Consider the following 20993-nt stretch of genomic DNA (forward strand, 5'->3'; position numbering starts at 1 on the left):
GTTGTTAAAAATATTTTAATGAAGAGGTTTGTTTTTATACTGTTTTTAATGTTGGGAGCATTGCTGACCGGGGCGCAGGAAACCGATTCTTCTGAGGTACATATGGGGTATATTCAGGATGGCGATACCATTATTTTTAAGAACATAAAAGAGATACCTGTTTTTCCGGATCGTGAGTTTAGAAACAATCGGGAATACCGGCGTTATACACGTTACATACAAAAAGTGAAAAAGGTGTATCCGCTGGCTGTTGAGGCGCGCGAATTGTTGAACGAATACGAGCCCGAATACTATGCTTTGGAAACGCAAAAAGAACAGCGAAAATTGATGAAGCAGTTAGAAAAAGAACTGCTGGATAAACACAAAAATGAGCTGAAAACTTGGTCGATTTCGGATGGGCGGATTTTACTGAAACTTATCAATCGCGAAACGGAGCGAACGCCATACAGTCTGATAAAAGATTTCAGGGGAGGATTTAGCGCTACTTTCTGGCAGGGAATTGCCAAACTTTTCCGAAATGATTTAAAAGCCGGTTACGATCCTGATGAAGAAGACCAGGTGCTGGAAGAAATTGTTACATTAATTGAATTAGGATATTTGTAGCATGCGAGACCACATCAGAACTTTTATTGCCATAAAATTTACTCCGAACAAGGAAGTACTGAAACTGCTGCAACATTTTAAAAACAGGTTTTCCGGCGACCGGATAAACTGGGTTGATACTGAAAGTTTTCATTTAACCCTGCGTTTTATCGGCAACACAACACGCGGGCAACTGTATGAATTGGTCGATCGGTTGGAGGAGTTATTTTCTGAAAAACCGAAATTTGAACTCACCCTTAAAGGAACGGGTTATTTTAAAAGCAAAAACCAGCCGCGTGTTTTGTTTATTAAACTCAACGAATCGGAGGAGTTGTTGCAATTGGTGCCGGAAATCGAGGAGCAGGTGTCTGTCTGTGGTTTCGATAGCGAGCAAAAAGCTTTCAGACCCCACTTAACGTTAGGCCGCATAAAATCGGTTGAGAACAGAGCCCGGTTTTTCTCTCTGTTAGATGAAATGCCCATGGCTGAATACCAGAAAATTGAAGTGAAAGAAATAATATTATTTCAGAGCATATTAAAACAAACCGGCCCCGAATACAGGCCAATAAAAACATTTCCGTTAAAATGATTGCCAATACACCAAAACCACCATACTACGCAGTGATTTTTACCACAGAGCGCACCACTATTGATGAAGGTTACGCAGAAATGGCGCAACAAATGCTGGAGCTGGCTCAACAACAGCACGGATTTTTAGGAGAAGAATCAGCTCGTGACGGGTTGGGAATAACCGTTTCGTACTGGGAAAGCCTGGAAGCGATTCAAAACTGGAAAAACAATGCCCAACATTTGCAGGCACAAAAACTGGGAAAAGAAAAATGGTATAAAAAGTACAAGCTACGAGTTGCCCGGGTTGAGCGAGATGCGGAATTTTGAATGCGAGAATGTTCTAATGCAGAAATGCTTAACAGAATACTGGATTCTTGAGGCTGGATACTGAAAACTGCGACTGGTAACTGCGACGGAAAAGTTTTACTTTCCATTGCCTTTTATACTAACCAGAATGGTGTAAATCAGGATTTTAAAATCGATGTATAAGGAAATGTTTTTCAGGTACATCATGTCGTAGGTTAAACGTTCCAGCATTTCATCAATATTCGATGCATAACCACATTTTACCTGCCCCCAAGAAGTTATTCCCGGACGCAGTTTATGTAAATGGGTGTAATGCGGCGCCCGCTTAATTATTTGTTTAATGTAGTATTCGCGCTCGGGACGTGGCCCTACCAACGACATGGTTCCCATTATTACATTAAAAAACTGTGGAATTTCATCGAGATGTGTTTTCCGAAGAAAACGACCAATTGGCGTTATCCGTGTATCGTTTTCCGACGACAAGGCTGGCGAGCCATTTTCTGCTCCGTCAACCATACTTCGCAACTTGTAAATATAGAATGGTTTGCCATATCGGCCTATGCGTTCTTGTTTGTAAATGATTGGCCCCTTTGATGTTGTTTTAATGATAAACGCCAGCACAATAAATACCGGGAAAAACAGAATGAGTGCGATAACTGAAAATAAAACATCCAACAAACGTTTCATATTTTCCTGCCAGCCGGGCATTAATCCGTTGCTGATCTTTATCAGCGGACTACCAAAAATGGTATTGGCTTTTGTAATGCCCGAAAGCAAATCATACAAATCGGGGATTCCCCAAATAGTAATTTGCCTGTTTTCTATAATCGTAAGTATTTCACTCAGTTTATCGTGCTCGCTTGTTTCCAGTGCCAGAATAACTTCTTCAATTTGCTCTTTATCAAGAATGGTGAGAATGTCTTTTATATGGCCAAGCATAGGCAACTGCTCGTCTAAAACGGAGTCGCTGTTCTCATCCAATTCAATAAAACCAACAAACTTATTTCCGGCCGGCCTAAACTGGTTCAACATTTCGTTATATACCTTTAGCGCTTTCTCGTTACTTCCAATAATTAACGTGTTAAAACCAATTTTGCGCTGGTGTATTTTATGAATGGTTTGTGTGGTCAGTATCAGGCGGAAAATATAGGTGAGCGAAAAATGCAAGCCAAACAGCGTGAACACCAGGTTGTAGTAGTTTTTATACGATCCAATCCAGTCGTCAAGTAAAAAGGCAAAGAAAATGATCACGACTCCAACTATCGAGGTAAAGAAGGTTTGCCCCAGTTCAAGCAGTCGCGACCGGCGATAAATATTGTTGTAAAATCCAACAATGTAATAAAAGGTAATCCAAAAAGCAGGGATGATGATCAAGCCTAAATAGAACTGCGGCGTGAGTTCAAACGGAACATCCCAGCCGTTAAAATACTGGGGTTCAATAATTTCTTTTCGGTACACAAAAAAAGCAGCCCAGGCAAGTGCTGCAGCAAAAAAATCGAAAAATAAATATTTGGCTGTTTGCCGCGATTTATTCATTAACAAGTGATTAAGTCAGGTCGTTTATCGTGTCAATATTCAAACGGCCTGTAGCGCAAATTGTTGCTGTAAAAGTAGTTTTTTGTTGCTATTAATGAATAGAAAACTGCGCGATCTTTTTGTTGATCTTTTGGGCCACGTGCATGGCAATTAAATAATCATCCAGTGTCGATATTTTTTTGATCTTTCCTTCAATTGCCTGAATGAAAATATCCAGCTCATTAACTATACAATCGTTGTCAAATTCAATAGGTTCATTATCGGACAAAAACTTTTCTTTGCTGAAATTGAATGTAGCAAACTGGTTGTCGGAATAAATTCTGACTTTAAAATTCTTCAGCGATTCCAGTTTCCCAAAATTTAGGTTAACCACCGAAGCATCTCCAAATTCAAGCCGAACGTTGGTGAATTTCGAGTTGTTATATCCCGGGAAAGTAACGGCGCCAATTTTTTTCGGAGAAATACCCGTAATATTCAATAGCATGAGCAACATGGGGTACAGCGATTTCCTTTCGGTTACATTGTACTCGAAATTGGAATAATCGATAAAAGCCGGCGTTTTAATGTTTTTGTTTGCCCACTGAATGGCCGGTGAAAAATAATATGGATTGGTAACCTGTACCACTGATCGCGACTCGTTGATAAGCTTATTCAGCTCAGTACACTCATCAATAGTGAGATCGGGATATTCAACGCAAAATATGTGTTTCGATTTTTTTACAATATCACGCATAAACTTAAATGGCATGGGTGTTGAGTTGTCCATGATAATCAGATCGGCACGTTCAATTAATTCAACGCGGTTAAATTCCGGAATGGAATAATGAAAACCGGTCAACTCTTCGCTCGATCCAACAGATGCTTTCCCAATAATATTGATTTGGGCGTTTTTCTTGATCTCCAGTACAAATGGCTCAAGAATTTTAGTGTTCCCGATTAATCCAACATTCAGCATAATGAGCTATTTAAAATGGTTTTAAATGCAAATATAGAATACAGCCCAACATCTTTTATTAGAGCTGGTGTTAATTTATCAACGTTAAATGTTAATATTCATTATGTGTAGCAACTGTTGTTGGTAAGTATATTCGATTAATTTTGTGACTATAGCAACGTAAAAATGATAAACGAAACATCGCGACATAAAGGCCTGCGCAAGCGTTTGGTTGAAGGTCTGAAAGTAAAGGGTATCCGAAATCCTTCGGTTTTGGAAGCTATTGGCAATGTGCCGCGCCATTTGTTTATGGACAGTAGTTTTATAAATTTTGCATACAAAGATCAGGCATTTCCCATTGGCGCCGGACAAACCATTTCACAACCTTATACAGTAGGTTTTCAAACCCAGCTGCTTGATGTGCAAAAGGGCGAAAAAATTCTGGAAGTAGGAACCGGATCGGGTTACCAGGCAGCCGTTTTGGTTGAAATGGGAGCAAAGGTTTTCACCATCGAACGGCAAAAAGAGTTGTACGCCAAAACACATAAGTTCTTACCGTCGATTGGTTATAAACCGGCCTGCTTTTTTGGCGACGGTTATAAAGGATTGCCCGATTTTGCACCTTTCGATAAAATTCTGGTTACTGCCGGAGCTCCATTGGTGCCGCCCGAATTAAAAATGCAACTGAAAATTGGAGGGAAACTTGTTGTGCCGGTTGGTAGCGATAAACACCAGGATATGTGCGAAATTGTACGTACCGGCGAAAATGATTTCAAAATGAAAAAACATGGAGGCTTTGTTTTTGTTCCTCTCTTAAAAGGAACCGTAAATTTCTGATAAATGATAAAAGTTAAAAAGTTTGTAGTAAACCCACTGAGCCAGAATAGCCTGGTTTTAAGCGACGAAGAAACAAAAGAATGTGTACTTATCGACCCCGGGTTTTATTACGGAGAAGAGCAGGATGAAGTAAAATATTACATTGAAAGAAACGAGCTGAAACCGGTAAAAATAATTAATACGCATTGCCATTTCGACCATATTATGGGTGTTGATTTTATACGCGATGAATACAAAATTCCGTTTTTGGCACATGCCGATGATGCCTTTTGGGTAGATCGGGCTGTTGATCAGGGGAAAATGTATAATTTCGAAATGCAGCCGGTAAAACCCATCGATGAATTTATTGAAGAGGGACAGACGATTAAGTTTGGTGAAGCAAGTCTCGAGGTTATTCACGTTCCGGGGCACGCTCCGGGGCATGTAGTTTTTTACAGTAAAAACGACAAGCTGTTAATTGCCGGAGATGTAATATTTTATGGAAGCATCGGACGAACTGATCTGCCCGGTGGCGATTTTGATACCCTGATAACCAACATTAAAGAAAAACTATTTCCACTTCCAAACGATACAAAAGTGTACTGTGGCCACGGCCCGGAAACCACACTTGGCTTTGAAAAAGAGAATAATCCGTTTTTAACCTGAAACTAAACGCTTTAAAATTGTTTAAAGTCATGTTTTAAAATCCGTTCAGTTTATATACTTGCAGAAAAATTCACTATAAATAAATATTTCGAATGTCTCAGGATAGATTTGTCACCCGCCATATTGGCCCACGAGGAATAGAAATTGCCGAAATGCTTGAATTTGTTGGTGTTTCGTCGATGGAGGAATTACTGGAACAAACAGTTCCTTCAAACATCAGGTTACAACAGCCTTTAAAAATGAAGGAAGGATTGTCGGAAAGAAAATACTTCCGCCGTATTCTCGAGTTGGCATCAAAAAATAAAGTATTCAATACTTACATCGGAATGGGATATTACGATACCATTACTCCGGCAGTGGTTTTGCGTAATGTGCTTGAGAATCCGGTGTGGTATACTTCTTACACACCATATCAGGCCGAGATTTCGCAGGGACGACTGGAGGCACTGTTAAATTACCAGACTATGGTTTGTGGTTTAACCGGAATGGACATTGCTAATGCATCTTTGCTCGACGAGGCTACTGCGGCTGCCGAAGCGATGGTAATGATGGCCAACCTGAGATCACGGAAAATGGTGAAAGACGATGTAAATACCATTTTGGTGGATGAAAAGATGTGGCCGCAAACGCACGATGTATTAAAAACCCGTGCACTGCCGCTGGGATTTGAATTGAAAATCCAGCCTAAAGACGAATTCAATTTTGATGAGAATGTTTTTGGCGTAATCGTTCAATATCCGAACTCGGATGGCGAAATAACTGATTATGCTGAGCTGGTTAAAAAAGCGCACGAAAAAGAAATAAAAGTGGCGGTTGCTGCCGATTTGATGTCGCTGGCAATTTTAACTCCTCCGGGAGAGTGGGGCGCTGATATTGTATTTGGTAACTCGCAGCGTTTTGGTGTACCAATGGGTTATGGCGGACCACATGCCGCATTTTTTGCAGCACGCGAAGAGTTTAAAAGAAATATGCCGGGACGTATTATCGGAGTAACCAAAGATATGCACGGAAACCGGGCGCTTCGTATGGCACTGCAAACCCGCGAGCAGCACATTAAACGCGAAAAAGCAACATCGAATATTTGTACAGCGCAGGCGTTGCTGGCAATTATGGCCGGTTTCTTTGGTGTTTATCATGGCCCTGAAGGTATTATCGGAATTGCTGAGCGCATTCACAATATCGCTGCATTTCTTGCCATTGAAATTGAAAAACTGGGCTATACCCAAATCAATAAAAACTTTTTTGATACTATACGTTTTGCATTGCCAAAACATGTAATGCGCGAAGACATTGAATGGTTATCGCACGAGCTGGAAATGAACTTCCGCTATTTCGATAATGGCGATGTGGGTATCAGTATCGACGAAACAACCAACCCGCAGGATATTGGCTGGATCATTGAAGTGTTCGCCAAAGCTGCCAACAAAAAATGGCAGGTGGCGGAAGAATATCCTGAAGGATTTGAAATTGATGCCGCGTTTAAACGAACTTCTAAATTTATGACCGAAGAGGTGTTTAATAAATACCGTTCGGAAACAGAAATGGTTCGTTACATTAAACGCCTGGCAAAAAAAGATATTTCGCTAACTCAATCGATGATCTCGTTGGGATCGTGCACGATGAAACTGAATGCAGCTACTGAAATGTTGCCGTTGAGCTGGATTGAATTTAACGGTTTGCATCCGTTTGTTCCGAAAAACCAGGCACGCGGTTACCAGGAAATGATGGAAGAACTGCGCCGTGATTTGGCGGAAATTACCGGAATGGCCGATGTGAGTTTGCAACCTAATTCAGGTGCAGCAGGCGAATATGCCGGTTTGATGGTAATTCAGGAATACCACAAAAGCAGAGGAGAGGATCAGCGCGATGTGGTGATTATTCCTTCATCTGCACACGGAACCAACCCGGCAAGTGCGGTAATGGCGGGCACAAAAGTAGTTGTGGTAAAATGCGACGAAAAAGGTAATGTTGACATGGACGACCTTCGTGCTAAAGCTGAACTGCATAAAGACCGGCTTTCGGCGTTTATGGTAACTTATCCGTCAACGCACGGAGTTTTCGAAGCCTCGATTATTGAAATGTGCGAGGTGATTCACGAAAATGGTGGCCAGGTTTATATGGACGGTGCCAATATGAACGCCCAGGTTGGATTGACTAATCCGCGACTGATTGGTGCCGATGTGTGCCACCTGAACTTGCATAAAACATTTGCTATTCCGCACGGTGGCGGTGGACCGGGTGTTGGCCCGATTGGTGTTGCCAGCCATTTGGTGGAGTTCCTGCCATCGCACCCGATTATGAATAATGGTCACGTGGGAATTACAGCGGTTTCTGCAGCTCCTTGGGGAAGTGCTTCGGTATTGCCGATTACCTACGGTTACATTAAAATGATGGGCGCTGAAGGCCTGACAGAAGCCACAAAAATCGCCATTTTAAATGCAAACTATATTGCTACCGCATTAAAAGATAATTACGGAATTTTATATACCGGCGAAAACGGTCGCGTAGCGCACGAGTTGATTTTGGAGTGCCGCCACCTAAAAGCTTCAGCCGGAATTACTGAAGAAGACATTGCAAAACGTTTAATGGATTATGGTTTACATGCGCCAACGCTGTCGTTCCCGGTTCACGGTACTTTAATGATCGAGCCTACAGAAAGTGAATCGAAAGATGAGCTGGATCGTTTTATCAGCGCCTTAAACTCCATTTTCGAAGAGGTTAAAGAAGTGGAGAACGGTGTTGCCGACAAAGCGGATAACGTACTTAAAAATGCACCTCATACCGCCCAAAGCGTTTGCGCCGATGAATGGCCACATGCTTATGGCCGAGAAAAAGCTGCTTATCCGCTGGATTGGGTGCGCGAAAACAAATACTGGGTGCCGGTTGGCCGTGTTGATAATGCATGGGGCGATCGTAACCTGATTTGTACCTGCGGTTCGCCGGAGGAATACGAAGCTTTTGCCGACTAAAAGAATAAATCTTTAGATAAATATTAAAAGCCGTCTGAATTTTCAGGCGGCTTTTTTATTTTTGCTGTATGATCACATTTCCCAATGCTAAAATTAATATCGGGCTGAATGTTGTGGAGAAACGACCGGACGGTTACCACAACCTGGAAACCATTTTCTACCCGGTAAAATTAGCGGATGCTTTGGAAGTGATCGAAGCGGAAGAAACAGCTTTTTCTTCATCAGGAATTGATATTGATGCTGCGCCGGAAAATAACCTCGTTTTTAAAGCTTATTCTTTGCTTGCCGGAGATTTTCACCTTTCGCCGGTAAAAATGCACTTACACAAGGTAATTCCGTTTGGAGCTGGCCTTGGTGGTGGTTCGGCTGACGCTGCTTTTGCTTTAAAAATGCTGAACGATTATTTTGCCTTGGGATTAACAACAACCCAATTGGAGGATTATGCTGCAAGAATTGGTGCCGATTGTCCGTTTTTCATTCAAAACAAACCCACTTTTGCACACGGCATTGGCGATCAGTTTAAACCGGTAAATCTCGATTTGTCGGGTTACGAGCTTGTAATCGTTAAACCTCCAATTTCGGTAAGTACACCACAGGCCTACCGAAATATCATTCCAACAAAGCCCGATTTTAACCTGCTGGAAATTGACCAGCTTCCCATCGAAGATTGGAAAACGGTGGTGAAAAACGATTTCGAGAAAAGCGTATTTCCGCAATTCCCCGAAATAGAAAAACTAAAGGAAAATCTTTACGAAGCAGGCGCGGTGTACGCTTCCATGTCGGGAAGTGGCTCGGCGGTGTTTGGTATCTTTCGCCATTTACCGACAAATCTGGACAGATTCCTACCTAAAGGTATTTTTATTTACCGATAGCCCCGGACGTTTACCGACCTTAAGAACTCATTAACATTTTTTTTATTCTTTTTAACAAAACGAGGTGTAACCTTTGTACTCGTTAATAGTCATATTAACTGAAAACAAGAAAACAAAAAAGTCCTTTGCGAAGGCATTTGAAAACAAACAATTAGTAAGAAAACAATTGAAAACAGAAAACATGAAAACTAGATTTAATTTAAAAACAGTTGCACTTATAATAGCCGTCATTTTTACAGTGGGAACAGCTAACGCAACAGAGAAAGTAACAAAAGCCTCGAGCCATGAGAGCATTACAGAAACAGCATTGAGTCTTGAAAGCTGGATGACAAACGACGCGATTTGGAGCACTTCAGACGTAACGAATTTTGTTGAAGCGCAGGAAGAGTCGCTGAACCTTGAAAACTGGATGACAAACAGCGATGTGTGGTCTACTTCAACCGATTGGGCAGCCAATACCACAGAAGCCAATTTGGAGTTGGAAGCATGGATGACTGACAAAGTAGCTTGGGAAGTGGCACCAGCTTCAGCAGAAACAGAAGGACAATTGAGCCTTGAGGAATGGATGATTAACGAAAAAGTTTGGAATTTGTAGATAAATAGAAACGCGATTAGTTTTATTTGGATTTTTGAGGGTTGCCGAAAGGCAGCCCTTTTTTGTTGGGTATTTTCAGGTACCGTATCTTCGATATGATATTCCATTATATTTGTTTCTTTCAAAAAATAAGTGTCTTTGTCCAGAATATTAAATAGTATTATAGTAGCTGTATTTGCATTCTCATGGTACCAGTCAGGTGCTCAGGATGTTACCTTTTCGCAGTTTTACGCTAATCCTGTTTATTTAAATCCTGCATTTGCAGGTACTGTGGGAGTGCCACGTGTTGCCATGCAATACCGAAACCAGTGGCACGGATTTACAAATGCGTATAATTCCTACAGTGTGGCACTTGATTTTCCTGTAAAAATTCTCAGGGGTGGGGTTGGTGTAAATGTTTTAAATGATGTGCAGGCTAACGGTGCTTTAGGCGCCCTATCGATGACTGCGGCGTATTCGGTAGGGATTCAAATTAGTGAAAAGTACACCCTGCATGGAGGATTACAGTTCGGATATACTCGAAATTCCTTGAATGTGAACGATCTTATTTTTGCCGATAATCTGGATATAAATTATGGTAACCATGGAGCCTCAGGAGAAATAAATTATCTGACCCAACCTGATTATTCCTATTTCGATTATTCTTTTGGAGCTTTGGTGTACAGTGAAAAAGTTTTCTGTGGTTTTGCCGCGCATCATTTAACAGAGCCTAACCAAACTTTTTCAGAATACGAAGAATATGGAATACCGCTTGAACGAAAATTTACGGCTCATTTAGGAGCACGGTTGCCGGTGTATTTGTATGGGCATCAGCGAAAAAAGTTCGATGTGTCTCCTCAGCTTATTCTACAAAGTCAGGGGGACTTTCAACAGGTAAATTATGGAATTTATGCAGCAAAAAAAGGAGTTGCTTTTGGAACGTGGTTTCGGCAGAATTTTGGTATACGCTATGACGCTGTAATTTTTGTGGTCGGATTTGTTCGGAAGGGTGTACAGCTTGCCTATAGTTATGATGTTACCGTGTCGGGATTGGCGGGGTCGTCAGGTGGAACCAGCGAAGTTTCATGCGCCATTTTGCTCAGGAAGCATAAAAAGCAAAAATCATTACCATTTTATGATCAATACGAGGAAGAATTTGGTGAGATGTAAATCTATCTGATGAGAAGAACCTGTCCTTTTTGATCGTGTTCATACCCCTGAATATCGAAATAATGTGAGATCCATACATAGTTTCCCTTTGGCGCAGGTTCGCCTTTTTTCGTTGTTCCGTCCCAGGTGTTATCCGGTGTGTCGGATTCGAATATCAATTGTCCCCAGCGGTCAAATATCTGTAAGTTAAATCGGTCGACATCAGCACCTAATCCAACGGGCATAAAAGTGCGGTTTTCAGGAATCTCGCTGTCGGGCCGGAATGCATTGGGTGTATGAACCGAGAACGGAAGAATCGTTATCAAAAATTCGGAAGTGTCTTTACATCCAAAATCCGATTCAGAAATTAATTGCGCAAGGTATTCTCCAAGCTCTGTATATTGATGGGTAGGATTTTCATCAGATGAAGTAACCAAATCACCAAAATCCCAGGTTGAATAATCAGCTGAAAGAGAATGGTTCGTGAAAGATATATCGGCATGTTCCAGCAGTGCAACCGGATAATCAACCTCAAAATCTGCTACCGGTTTTGGATGAACCCATATCCAGTTTTCCTTTAAAAGACTATCAGTACAACCGGTTTCCAGGGAATTGGCAATTAAAGAAACATCCATTCTGCCCGAATCGGGAAAGAGATAGTAAACAGAATTGCCTTGCGGGTAGGGTAATGAGTCGGTAACCCAGAAAAACTCCAGGTTATCATCCTGCGATTCAACAAAAACCTCGTTATGGAATGGCTGGCAACCTTCCAACTCGTCGGTTTTAAAATCAAAATGAGGCTTTCGTTTTAAGGTAACTTCACTTGGCTGGCTTAAACATCCGTATTCTTCAACAATCAGTTTGGCAGTACCAAAAGGTTCATCCAGTATCATTGTTATCGAGTCGTTTCCGCTGCCTGATTGGTGTGCACCTTCAAAATCCCAGTAACAGACTGACGCATCAATATTGTTTGCATAAATAAGCTTTGCCGAATCCGGATAACAAAGAGAAACATCAGCCTCAATTTTTGCTTCGGGTGTTGCAAATATCTTTATCATGCTGTCAATTTCAAATCCAATCTGGCAGCCTGACAATGTATTTGTGATTAATAGGCTTACATCGTAAAATCCGGTTTTTGAATAAAAATGGGAAACGTCTTTATCGTTACTTATCGGCGAATTATCGCCAAAATCCCATTCAAACAGAAGTGCATCTTCTACTTTTAATTCTCCGCTAAAATAAACAGTCAGCGAATCGCAACCACGGGCTTTCTCGGTTTTAAAAGTAAAATCGGGATTAGCTCCTAAGAGGGAGGATGTAGTATCGCTCCAGCATCCGTTCTCTTCGACGTGGAGCGAAAGATACGGGTTGGTGTTGAAAGCCCCGATTGAAACGATGAAATTATCCCAGTCAAGAGAATCAATAACTTTAGCCCCTCCGTAATCCCAGTACAAGTTTGCATCCTGAGTGGCATTTCCATTGTATTTTACCTCGCGCGAATATCCTTTGCACTTGTCTTCAGGATTGTCAACAAATTTAAATTCGGATGTTGGCACGGGATGAAAGGCAACTTCGAAGGTGTCCGATTTTATACATCCATCAGTAGTTGTAAGTTCATAAAAGATAGAGTAGACTCCCCAATCCTGCACTTCAACATCAGCGCTTTTGTGCTGGCGATTTGTGAAACTAACTCCGGGTTTGTCTGATTTCCATTCAAAACTTCCGGCATAATTCCATAAGTCTTCAGCAACACCACTTATGGAAACATCAAGATGATTGTGTTTTGCTCCGCAAATTAATTCTGTTCCAGTAATATTTAACTGTGGTGTTGGAAAAACAACAAGATTCATTGTGTCGCGAGCCTTGCAACTGTATTTGTCATATACTGTTAATCGGTATTCACCGGTCTGGTTGGCAGTAATCGATTGAGCTGTGGAAATGGTATCGTTATTTAAATCTTGCCACACGTATTTTTGATAACCTTCGTTGCCATCAAGCTGTATCGAGTAAGGGAAACAACCTTCATCATAATCTATCGGCAACTGTGCTGACGGTTGACTGACATAAACATAGATGGAATCTTCCAGTTGGCAACCGTCGATAGTGGTGGTTTTCACTTTGTAATTCCCTGCGGAGTTTACGACAAGTGTTTGCGCAGAGTCCCCTGTGTTCCAGCTGTATGTGTCAAAATAAGGACCGGCATCCAGCATAATTTCATCGCCATGACAAAGTAAAAGGGTATCGCCTTTAAAGTCAACGCTTTCTCCCAGGTCTAAAACAAGATCGAGGTTAAAACCAACACCATAACCATAGGATTCAACGCCACCGAAACCATAAACGTAGGCCAGAAATCCACGATCTTCATTTGTGTTATAAATTCGGTAGGTTCCATCAGATATTTCTTTTTGTGCATACGAATAATTGCCTTCGGGAAAAGGTTGAAATTCACCGGATATTGGTGCACCATTAAACCGGATGTTGTCGATTTCGCTTGTTAAGGTTACAATGTTTACGTAGTATTTTTGAATCTGATCGGAATCGTAGGCAACAAAGGTTACATCGTTTTTCGATTGTGTTGTGGAACTTAATATGATCATAAACGGATCTCCGTTTCCTCCCGTAAAATCCCGGTCGACTGATTGTGACTGGCTATACTGCGCGACTAGAATTGGACGATCGGAATAAATACGTGACGGTTCGTTATGATAAAGCACGATTTCTGCGTACTCGCCCCGGTTTAAGGTAATCGGAGATCGGTTGGTTATATTTACAACAGTATTATTATAAGCGGCCATAATTCTGTACCGGTCCTGTTCGCGTGATTTTAAGGGAACAGCTAAAAATTCACGACCCCACGCATGAATGGGAGGTAATTGTTCATACAGATGATCCCAGGCTGATGTCCCCGAAGTGGCAGGCACAGTGGTGCCCAAAGAGCCGGAATAGAAGGCAATTGGCTTGTCCGACGCAATGTAGCTACCGGTTAAATCGCCTTGGTTGAATGTTGAACTGTTATCAACATTTTTTGACTGTATCTGGTATACTTCTCCTTTGTTTAAGTTGATGTTGATTGTATCTCCGGCTGCTACTTTCTTATCGGTTTCTTTTGATGGAATAATAAGCACATGCGTAGAATCTTCGCTTGCTACCATCAGGAACTGGCTGTTTCTTCCATTTCCATACCCTCCATTGTTGTTTTCGTGTATGCGAACTTCATAGCACATGGCAAAATACTCAGACCCTAGTGATTCTGTGGGGAAAATAACGGCTACATCAGCTGAATTGGCATCCCAGTTTAGTGCATAAACGTTAACCGGTTTTTCCGAAACTAAATGAATTGCTTTGTTTTGAATCTGTTCCGAACCGGTTGCTTCTACCATAGACCAGGGAATGGTAACCTGAACTGAGCTGTTGGAATTGATTGAGTAACTCCCGTTAAAGGGAATTTGGTCTTTGCCTATTGTAATGTTGAATGTGGTTGCTTCGCGAGCGGTAACTGTTATTTCCAAATAATGACCACTATGGTAATTCCGGCTTTCCATAAATCCAAACCAGAAATCAGTTCCTTCTGTTGACTTCCTGCAAGGATTCGAATACTGCGCTGCCAGATTCAGAATTGTTACCTGAAATAGCAGAATAAAAATTAGTTTCTTAGCCATAAATTATTCGAGGCTAAATCTAATTATTCTAAACAAAAAAACCGCACAAATAAATTGCGCGGTTTTAGTATTTCTAAACTCGTTTCGAGTTATTTTGTCGGTTTAATTTCAATCATTAAATGGCGGTTAGGAATAACCTCGCCTTTTTTAACGTGAATTTTTACAATCTCTCCATCAAAAGGCATTCTTACCTGGTTTTCCATTTTCATGGCCTCAAGCAGTAGAAGTGTTTCTCCTTCTTTCACCTTTTGTTTTGTTTTTATAAAAATATCGATGATCGTTCCCGGAATAAATGAATAAAGTTCATTCGGATCCGGAGTTACATATTTAACCCTGTTTTCGAACCTTTTGGTAAAAGTTGTTTTGTAAACAGCTCCTTGAATCACAAGGTTTTTAAGCTCTTTTTCTTCTGCCATAATGCAATTCTTTTAGTGGTTTAAAACGGAGGAATTCCATGTTTTTTAGCTGGCATAGAAGCACTCTTGTTTTCAGAAACCTGTAAGGCATGTAATATGCGTGAACGTGTTTCGCTAGGCTCGATTACCTCATCGATATAACCTTGTGCAGCAGCAACATAAGGATTGGCAAACTTCTCTTTGTACTCCTCGATTTTTTGCTGGCGCATTTCTTCCGGGTTCTCGGCTTCAGCAATTTCTTTACGGAATACTATGTTCGCAGCACCTTCCGGTCCCATAACTGCAATTTCTGCAGTTGGCCATGCAAAAACAAAGTCGGCACGCAGGTGACGCGAGTTCATGGCAATGTAACCACCACCATAGGCTTTACGCACAATAACGGTTATTTTTGGAACTGTAGCTTCGCTGTATGCATAAAGAATTTTTGCACCGTGACGAATTACTCCGGCATGCTCCTGGTCAACTCCCGGCAGGTAGCCCGGCAGGTCTTCCATAGTAACAATAGGAATGTTGAAAGCATCGCAGTAACGGATAAAACGAGCCGCTTTGTCCGAGCTGTCAATATCAAGCACTCCCGCAAGTACCATTGGCTGGTTGGCAACAAAACCAACAGTTTCGCCATTCATACGACCAAAACCAACGATGATGTTTGGTGCAAAACGCTCCATAACTTCGAAGAATTCAGAACCATCGGTGATGCTTTTTAGAACATCGCGCATATCGTAAGGAATTCTTGGATCCGCAGGAACAATATCTTCAACCTTAACTCCTTTTAACGGAGCTTTAGGTTTATGTGCCAATGCTTTTTTCAGGTTACTACGTGGAATAAAGCTGATCAGCGTTTTTATCTGATCGAAACATTCCATTTCAGTTTCGGCATAGAAATGTGCATTTCCGGTAACTTCGGCGTGTACTTTGGCACCACCCAGTTCTTCCATCGAAACTTCTTCGCCTAAAACTGATTTAACCACTGATGGTCCGGTAATAAACATTTTCGAAATGTTTTCTACCACAAAAACAAAGTCGGTAAGTGCAGGCGAATAAACCGCTCCACCGGCGCAAGGGCCAAGAATTACCGAGATTTGTGGAATAACACCTGAAGCCAGTGTGTTACGGAAGAAAATCTCTCCGTAACCGGCCAGTGAGTTAACACCTTCCTGGATACGCGCACCACCCGAGTCGTTAATACCAATTAACGGAACACGCATTTTCAACGCATGGTCCATAATTTTAGTGATTTTACGCGCGTGCATCAAACCCAGAGAACCACCGGCAACGGTAAAGTCCTGGGCAAAAATACAAACCGGTTTGTCGTATATCGTACCGGTACCGATAATAACACCGTCTCCATGTAAGGTTTTACCTTCCATGCCAAAATCTTTGGCGGCGTGCTCTACAAATAAGTCGTATTCGTGAAATGAGTTTTTATCTAACAAGGCCAGGATTCGTTCACGGGCTGTGAGCTTACCCATTTTTACCTGTTTCTCAATGGCTTTATCTCCACCACCTTTTTGTACTTCTTTCTTTCTTTTACGAAGATCGAGTACGTTACTTCTTAGTGACATAAAGTATTTTTTTAGTTATAAATTTCCCGGTAGCTGACCGGTGTTATTTTTATTTAGCGTGGGCAAAATTATAATTTTTTTTAATAGCCATGGGCTTATGTATTCCTGTACTACGGAAATTAACCAACATAGGTTCAAACCCTTCGAATTATTGTATTGTATGTTTGAAAAATTGCAGGATTTGCCAAATGTCAGAAGTCGTTTGGATACTATCGGGCATCCAGTATCCAGGATTCAATTCCTAGCGGGCAGCCCAACGATAAACAAATAATGCGAGTATGGCATATATCAGATTTGGCAGCCAGATAGCAAAAATGATTGGTACAGTGCCACTAACGGCAAATACGGTTGAAATTTGCATAAAAAGGATGTAGGAGAACGCCAGTAGCAGCCCCAACCCAATGTGCAGTCCAAGTCCTCCTTTTACTTTACGCGATGCAAGACCGGCGCCAATAAGTGTTAAAATAAACGCAGCAAACGGATTCGCAATGCGTTTATGTTTTTCAATTTCCCATTCAATAGTGTTTACACCACGCATCTTCATTAATTTAATTTCTTTTAGAAGTGCCGGTGTTGTATAGGTTTCCATTTCGTTGCTCAGGCGTTGAAAATCGCCCGGTACCATATTTAGCGTGGTGTCCATCACGTAGCCTTTTTCGAAGGTTTCGTGATCCTCAAAAATATTCCGTTTCCAGTACGAATTAATTACCCACTTACCGGTTTCCTTGTCCCATCGAATGTTTTGTGCGGTAAGTTTTTCAACTAATTCCGAGTCTTCAAAACGTTCTAAGGTAAAACGCATTCCTACATTGTTGGCATTAAAACTTTGCATATAAATATAGGTGCCGGGTTCAATTTGGCGGTGAATATTTCGTTCGGTACCAACCGATTTGCTTCTTATATAATTGTGCCTGAAATCATTCATGGTTTTATTGGCAGGCGGAATAACGTAGTTGCCCAGCATAAACGAAAACAGTGCAATTACAAGTGCCGAAACCAGGTAAGGCCGCATTAACCGGCTATAGGAAACACCATTACTTAAAATGGCAATAATCTCGGTGTTGTAGGTCATTTTCGAGGTAAAGTAAATTACCGCAATAAATGTAAACAGAGGACTGAACAAGTTGGCAAAATAAGGGATAAAGTTCATGTAATAATCAAAAACAATATCCTTCATAGGAATGTCTTTCGAAAGGAATTCGTCGAGGTTTTCAGAAATGTCGAAAACAATGGCTATACTTAGAATCAGACCAATGGCATAAAAGAAAGTTCCCAGGAACTTTTTCGAAATGTAAAAATCTATTGTTTTATACCACTTCATGTTTTTCTACAGTCTTTCTTTTAGTTTTATTACCATTTCGTTTTTCCAGCTCACAAAATCGCCGCTTTGTATTTTTTGGCGGGCTGTGTTTACCAGCCACAGGTAAAATGCCAGGTTGTGCTGACTTGCAATTTGCGCACCCAACATTTCGTTTGAAATTATAAGGTGACGAAGATAAGATTTTGAATACTGGTCGACAAACGATGTTCCGTTTTCATCGATGGGAGAGTGATTGTTTTCCCATTTTTTATTGCGGATGTTGATTATTCCTTCGCTGGTAAACAACATTCCGTTACGGCCGTTTCGGGTGGGCATCACACAATCAAACATGTCAATTCCGCGGTGAATACCTTCCAGAATATTTACAGGTGTTCCAACGCCCATCAAATAGCGCGGTTTGTTTTCAGGAAGGTCGGCAGTGCAAACTTCCGTCATTTCGTACATTTCATGCTCGGTTTCACCAACCGACAAACCTCCGATTGCATAACCATCGGCATCAAAGGTTTTTACATTGGCAACGGCAGCTTTTCGCAAGTCGGTAAATGTATTTCCCTGTACAATAGGGAATAGCGTTTGCGAATATCCATATTTTGGTTCGGTACTGTTAAACTGTTTAAAACAACGTTCCAGCCAGCGTTGCGTCAATTCTAACGATTTTTTTGCATAATTGTAATCGGCATCGCCCGGAGTGCACTCATCAAAAGCCATAATAATATCGGCGCCAATAGTGCGCTGAATATCCATCACATTTTCAGGCGTGAACATATGGTACGATCCATCGATATGCGACTGAAAACGCGCACCCTCTTCACTGAGTTTGCGTATATCGCCCAGCGAAAAAACCTGGAAACCTCCGCTGTCGGTTAAAATAGGGCGGTCCCAGCGATTGAATTTGTGCAGCCCACCTGCTTTTTCAATCACATCAATTCCGGGGCGTAAATACAAATGGTAGGTATTCCCCAGAATGATCTGGGCATTAATATCCTCTTTTATATCGCGGGTGTGAATTCCTTTCACCGATCCGGCTGTTCCAACCGGCATAAATATTGGCGTTTCAATTGTTCCGTGGTCGGTGGTAATTACACCGGTACGGGCACGCGAGTTATCTGCTGTTTTCTGTAGTTCGAATTGCATTTGTGTAAAATTGCGTGGCAAATATAGCTATTTCACCCGAATTGACTTGTTTTAAACCCGCCTGAGCCTGTTAATAAAAACTAATTACTGTAAACAATTTCGAACTGATAAAACAAATTGGTACCGGTAATTTTGCTACTATTGCTTAGTTTTTAATACCGAATTTTCTTCTCTTTATGATCCTGGAGTATTTAGATACTTTTAATACATTAACAATGACGCAGTTGATGGTGTTTGTGGTAGTAGCTTTATTGTGGCTTTTACGACTTTTGTATCTGCTTTTTTTTCCGCTGCGGGTGCTTATTAAAACGAAAGCAAAACCGGAGGCAACAGAAAAGGCACCACTTTCGGTATTAGTGGTAGTACGAAATGAAGAAGAAAATTGCCACGAAACTTTGCCGCACTTGCTCAGTTTGGAAAATCCGGAAATGGAAGTTGTGGTTGTCGACGATTTTTCGCAAGACAATACTTTGTCGGTACTGGGCTTGTTAAAGCAGCGCTACCAGCGGATGAAACTTTCTTCGCTGAGCCAGGAAACACGTTATTCCGAAAAATTATCGCAAAACATTGCATTAAAATCAGCCGAAAAGGATTGGGTGATGATGTACCCGGTAAGTGCACAAAATCCGTCGCAGGACTGGTTGAATGAAATGGATAAAAAAACGGTCGATACCGTGTTGGTAAAAGTGGCTTACACTACTGTTACTGCAAACAAAAACCGGTTTAATAAATTATACCGCATCGAAAATTTCTTTCAGCAGGTGAGGAGTGCGTCGTATTCACTTAACGGATTAGCTTTTGTTTATAACGAAGAAAATGTTGCTTTTAAAAAAGCCGAATACTTTAAGCTGAGCGGTTTTGGTATCAGAGTGCAGGAGCCTTATGCCAACCTCGAACTGGTAATTAACCGTTTTATCCGGAAAAAGAATGTTAAGCTCTGTTTTAATGACAAAAGCATTCTTACCAAACAGGTTGCTGTTGGTCATTCAGAGTTCAAAGATTTGGTTCGAAAAAGCATTCGTATTGAGAAACATCTGAGCAAATGGAAACAGTTTGTTTTGCTTCTCGACAGGTTAACACAGGTCTTGTATCCTCTTTTTGTTGTACTTGTTTTATTGGTTACATTCAGGTTATGGCCTGTTATTGCAATCTTAGTGGTAGTTAAGTTGCTGGTTTTCATGGTTATCATAAAAATATTGCAGAAACGTTTGAATGAACGTAAATTATTCATAACTTCGTTAGTGTTCAGTTTTATAATGCCTTTTTATAAACTTTTTTTCAGGTGGAGCTTTAATCGGCAAAGTCAAAATCACAAATGGAAAAACAGGAGGTAATACTATCGGAAAAAGCACGGCAGGACTACGAGCTTGTAAAAGCAGCCTTAGCCGGCGATGATAAAGCTTTTGCCCGATTGTTAAACCGCTACAAAGACGCTATTTATTTTATGCTGCTTAAAATGGTGAATAACCGCAGCGATGCCGAAGATCTGACACTTGAAGCATTCGGAAAGGCATTTAAAAGTCTTCATCAATACTCGCCAACTTACGCATTCAGCACCTGGTTGTTTAAAATTGCATCGAACAATTGCATCGATTTTTTACGAAAGAAAAAAGGCGTGCATGTACCCATAGAAAACAACGGTCAGGATGATAACAGCGAAACCATAAAACTTCGGTCGAAAGATCCCGATCCGGAAGAAAAGCTGATCCGTCAACAAAAGGCCATTTTATTGCGGCGTGTAGTGCGAAAGTTAAAGCCGCGTTATCAAATTCTGGTCGAGCTTCGTTATTTCAGAGAGTTTTCGTACGAAGAAATAGCAAAAGAGTTAGATTTGCCGCTCGGAACAGTTAAAGCACAGCTTTTCAGAGCTCGCGAAATGCTGTTTAAAATGATTGAAAGCACCGAGATAGGTCGAAAAGATTAA

18 protein-coding genes are annotated in these 20993 nt (G+C 41.2%); 11 read left to right on the forward strand and 7 right to left on the reverse strand.

All coding sequences use genetic code 11. The features are described 5' to 3' along the window. Positions 1–18 precede the first annotated feature (18 nt). The 3 genes from G4420_RS08020 to G4420_RS08030 are packed head-to-tail and all read left to right on the forward strand — an operon-like array spanning position 19 to position 1479. Complete coding sequence (locus G4420_RS08020) at positions 19–603, forward strand: DUF4294 domain-containing protein (RefSeq protein ID WP_163323081.1); 585 nt, start codon at positions 19–21, stop codon at positions 601–603. Position 604: 1 nt separating this feature from the next. Next, complete coding sequence (thpR, locus tag G4420_RS08025) at positions 605–1171, forward strand: RNA 2',3'-cyclic phosphodiesterase (RefSeq protein ID WP_163323082.1); 567 nt, start codon at positions 605–607, stop codon at positions 1169–1171. Continuing rightward, positions 1168–1479 carry an antibiotic biosynthesis monooxygenase family protein gene (locus G4420_RS08030; RefSeq protein WP_163323083.1) on the forward strand — a complete coding sequence of 104 codons (312 nt, stop codon included), beginning with the start codon at positions 1168–1170 and terminating at the stop codon, positions 1477–1479. The genes thpR and G4420_RS08030 overlap by 4 nt, the downstream gene beginning before the upstream one ends. A gap of 96 nt (positions 1480–1575) precedes the next feature. Here the strand turns inward: G4420_RS08030 and G4420_RS08035 are convergent, their stop codons facing one another. Continuing rightward, positions 1576–2994, reverse strand: coding sequence for a sugar transferase (locus G4420_RS08035; RefSeq protein WP_163323084.1), 1419 nt, complete (start codon positions 2992–2994; stop codon positions 1576–1578). A 91-nt stretch (positions 2995–3085) separates the two neighbouring features. Next, positions 3086–3949 carry a Gfo/Idh/MocA family oxidoreductase gene (locus G4420_RS08040; RefSeq protein WP_163323085.1) on the reverse strand — a complete coding sequence of 288 codons (864 nt, stop codon included), beginning with the start codon at positions 3947–3949 and terminating at the stop codon, positions 3086–3088. Between the two features lie 165 nt (positions 3950–4114). On the opposite strand from G4420_RS08040, the gene G4420_RS08045 reads away from it, so the two are divergent. The 6 genes from G4420_RS08045 (at position 4115) to G4420_RS08070 (ending at position 10995) form a co-directional block, all read left to right on the forward strand. Beyond that, positions 4115–4765 carry a protein-L-isoaspartate(D-aspartate) O-methyltransferase gene (locus tag G4420_RS08045; RefSeq protein WP_163323086.1) on the forward strand — a complete coding sequence of 217 codons (651 nt, stop codon included), beginning with the start codon at positions 4115–4117 and terminating at the stop codon, positions 4763–4765. Between the two features lie 3 nt (positions 4766–4768). Beyond that, positions 4769–5410: an MBL fold metallo-hydrolase gene (locus tag G4420_RS08050; RefSeq protein WP_163323087.1), complete on the forward strand. Its 642-nt coding sequence runs from the start codon at positions 4769–4771 to the stop codon at positions 5408–5410. Between the two features lie 92 nt (positions 5411–5502). Then, entirely contained in the window at positions 5503–8379 is a 2877-nt protein-coding gene (gene gcvP, locus G4420_RS08055; protein WP_163323088.1) for an aminomethyl-transferring glycine dehydrogenase, read from the forward strand. A 68-nt stretch (positions 8380–8447) separates the two neighbouring features. Next, complete coding sequence (ispE, locus tag G4420_RS08060; RefSeq protein WP_163323089.1) at positions 8448–9251, forward strand: 4-(cytidine 5'-diphospho)-2-C-methyl-D-erythritol kinase; 804 nt, start codon at positions 8448–8450, stop codon at positions 9249–9251. 181 nt (positions 9252–9432) lie between these two features. After that, a complete protein-coding gene (locus G4420_RS08065; RefSeq protein WP_163323090.1) occupies positions 9433–9846 on the forward strand; it encodes a hypothetical protein in 414 nt (137 codons plus the stop codon). Between the two features lie 138 nt (positions 9847–9984). Beyond that, a complete protein-coding gene (locus G4420_RS08070; protein WP_163323091.1) occupies positions 9985–10995 on the forward strand; it encodes a PorP/SprF family type IX secretion system membrane protein in 1011 nt (336 codons plus the stop codon). A 2-nt stretch (positions 10996–10997) separates the two neighbouring features. Here the strand turns inward: G4420_RS08070 and G4420_RS08075 are convergent, their stop codons facing one another. The 5 genes from G4420_RS08075 to tgt all read right to left on the reverse strand — a co-directional run bounded on the left by G4420_RS08075 (position 10998) and on the right by tgt (position 19069). Beyond that, on the reverse strand, positions 10998–14633 hold the full coding sequence (locus tag G4420_RS08075) for a PKD domain-containing protein (RefSeq protein ID WP_163323092.1): 3636 nt from the start codon (positions 14631–14633) through the stop codon (positions 10998–11000). 89 nt (positions 14634–14722) lie between these two features. Further along, on the reverse strand, positions 14723–15049 hold the full coding sequence (locus G4420_RS08080) for a biotin/lipoyl-containing protein (RefSeq protein WP_163323093.1): 327 nt from the start codon (positions 15047–15049) through the stop codon (positions 14723–14725). 20 nt (positions 15050–15069) lie between these two features. Beyond that, positions 15070–16614, reverse strand: coding sequence for an acyl-CoA carboxylase subunit beta (locus G4420_RS08085; RefSeq protein WP_163323094.1), 1545 nt, complete (start codon positions 16612–16614; stop codon positions 15070–15072). Between the two features lie 241 nt (positions 16615–16855). After that, entirely contained in the window at positions 16856–17935 is a 1080-nt protein-coding gene (locus G4420_RS08090; RefSeq protein ID WP_163323095.1) for an LptF/LptG family permease, read from the reverse strand. 6 nt (positions 17936–17941) lie between these two features. Beyond that, on the reverse strand, positions 17942–19069 hold the full coding sequence (tgt, locus tag G4420_RS08095) for a tRNA guanosine(34) transglycosylase Tgt (protein ID WP_163323096.1): 1128 nt from the start codon (positions 19067–19069) through the stop codon (positions 17942–17944). 215 nt (positions 19070–19284) lie between these two features. Between tgt and G4420_RS08100 the strand changes: the two genes are divergently transcribed. After that, positions 19285–20403 (forward strand): glycosyltransferase family 2 protein, encoded by a 1119-nt coding sequence (locus G4420_RS08100; RefSeq protein WP_163323097.1) that lies wholly within the window; start codon positions 19285–19287, stop codon positions 20401–20403. Beyond that, on the forward strand, positions 20385–20993 hold the full coding sequence (locus G4420_RS08105) for an RNA polymerase sigma factor (protein WP_163323098.1): 609 nt from the start codon (positions 20385–20387) through the stop codon (positions 20991–20993). The genes G4420_RS08100 and G4420_RS08105 overlap by 19 nt, the downstream gene beginning before the upstream one ends.

It is taken from the genome of Draconibacterium mangrovi (assembly GCF_010586825.1).
GTDB lineage: Bacteria > Bacteroidota > Bacteroidia > Bacteroidales > Prolixibacteraceae > Draconibacterium > Draconibacterium mangrovi.

Bases quoted from the DNA above. Each gene is read 5' to 3' on its own strand.
- G4420_RS08020 (WP_163323081.1), top strand. From the start codon at position 19: ATGAAGAGGTTTGTTTTTATACTGTTTTTAATGTTGGGAGCATTGCTG.
- thpR (WP_163323082.1), top strand. From the start codon at position 605: ATGCGAGACCACATCAGAACTTTTATTGCCATAAAATTTACTCCGAAC.
- G4420_RS08030 (WP_163323083.1), top strand. From the start codon at position 1,168: ATGATTGCCAATACACCAAAACCACCATACTACGCAGTGATTTTTACC.
- G4420_RS08035 (WP_163323084.1), bottom strand. From the start codon at position 2,994: ATGAATAAATCGCGGCAAACAGCCAAATATTTATTTTTCGATTTTTTT.
- G4420_RS08040 (WP_163323085.1), bottom strand. From the start codon at position 3,949: ATGCTGAATGTTGGATTAATCGGGAACACTAAAATTCTTGAGCCATTT.
- G4420_RS08045 (WP_163323086.1), top strand. From the start codon at position 4,115: ATGATAAACGAAACATCGCGACATAAAGGCCTGCGCAAGCGTTTGGTT.
- G4420_RS08050 (WP_163323087.1), top strand. From the start codon at position 4,769: ATGATAAAAGTTAAAAAGTTTGTAGTAAACCCACTGAGCCAGAATAGC.
- gcvP (WP_163323088.1), top strand. From the start codon at position 5,503: ATGTCTCAGGATAGATTTGTCACCCGCCATATTGGCCCACGAGGAATA.
- ispE (WP_163323089.1), top strand. From the start codon at position 8,448: ATGATCACATTTCCCAATGCTAAAATTAATATCGGGCTGAATGTTGTG.
- G4420_RS08065 (WP_163323090.1), top strand. From the start codon at position 9,433: ATGAAAACTAGATTTAATTTAAAAACAGTTGCACTTATAATAGCCGTC.
- G4420_RS08075 (WP_163323092.1), bottom strand. From the start codon at position 14,633: ATGGCTAAGAAACTAATTTTTATTCTGCTATTTCAGGTAACAATTCTG.
- G4420_RS08080 (WP_163323093.1), bottom strand. From the start codon at position 15,049: ATGGCAGAAGAAAAAGAGCTTAAAAACCTTGTGATTCAAGGAGCTGTT.
- G4420_RS08085 (WP_163323094.1), bottom strand. From the start codon at position 16,614: ATGTCACTAAGAAGTAACGTACTCGATCTTCGTAAAAGAAAGAAAGAA.
- G4420_RS08090 (WP_163323095.1), bottom strand. From the start codon at position 17,935: ATGAAGTGGTATAAAACAATAGATTTTTACATTTCGAAAAAGTTCCTG.
- tgt (WP_163323096.1), bottom strand. From the start codon at position 19,069: ATGCAATTCGAACTACAGAAAACAGCAGATAACTCGCGTGCCCGTACC.
- G4420_RS08100 (WP_163323097.1), top strand. From the start codon at position 19,285: ATGACGCAGTTGATGGTGTTTGTGGTAGTAGCTTTATTGTGGCTTTTA.
- G4420_RS08105 (WP_163323098.1), top strand. From the start codon at position 20,385: ATGGAAAAACAGGAGGTAATACTATCGGAAAAAGCACGGCAGGACTAC.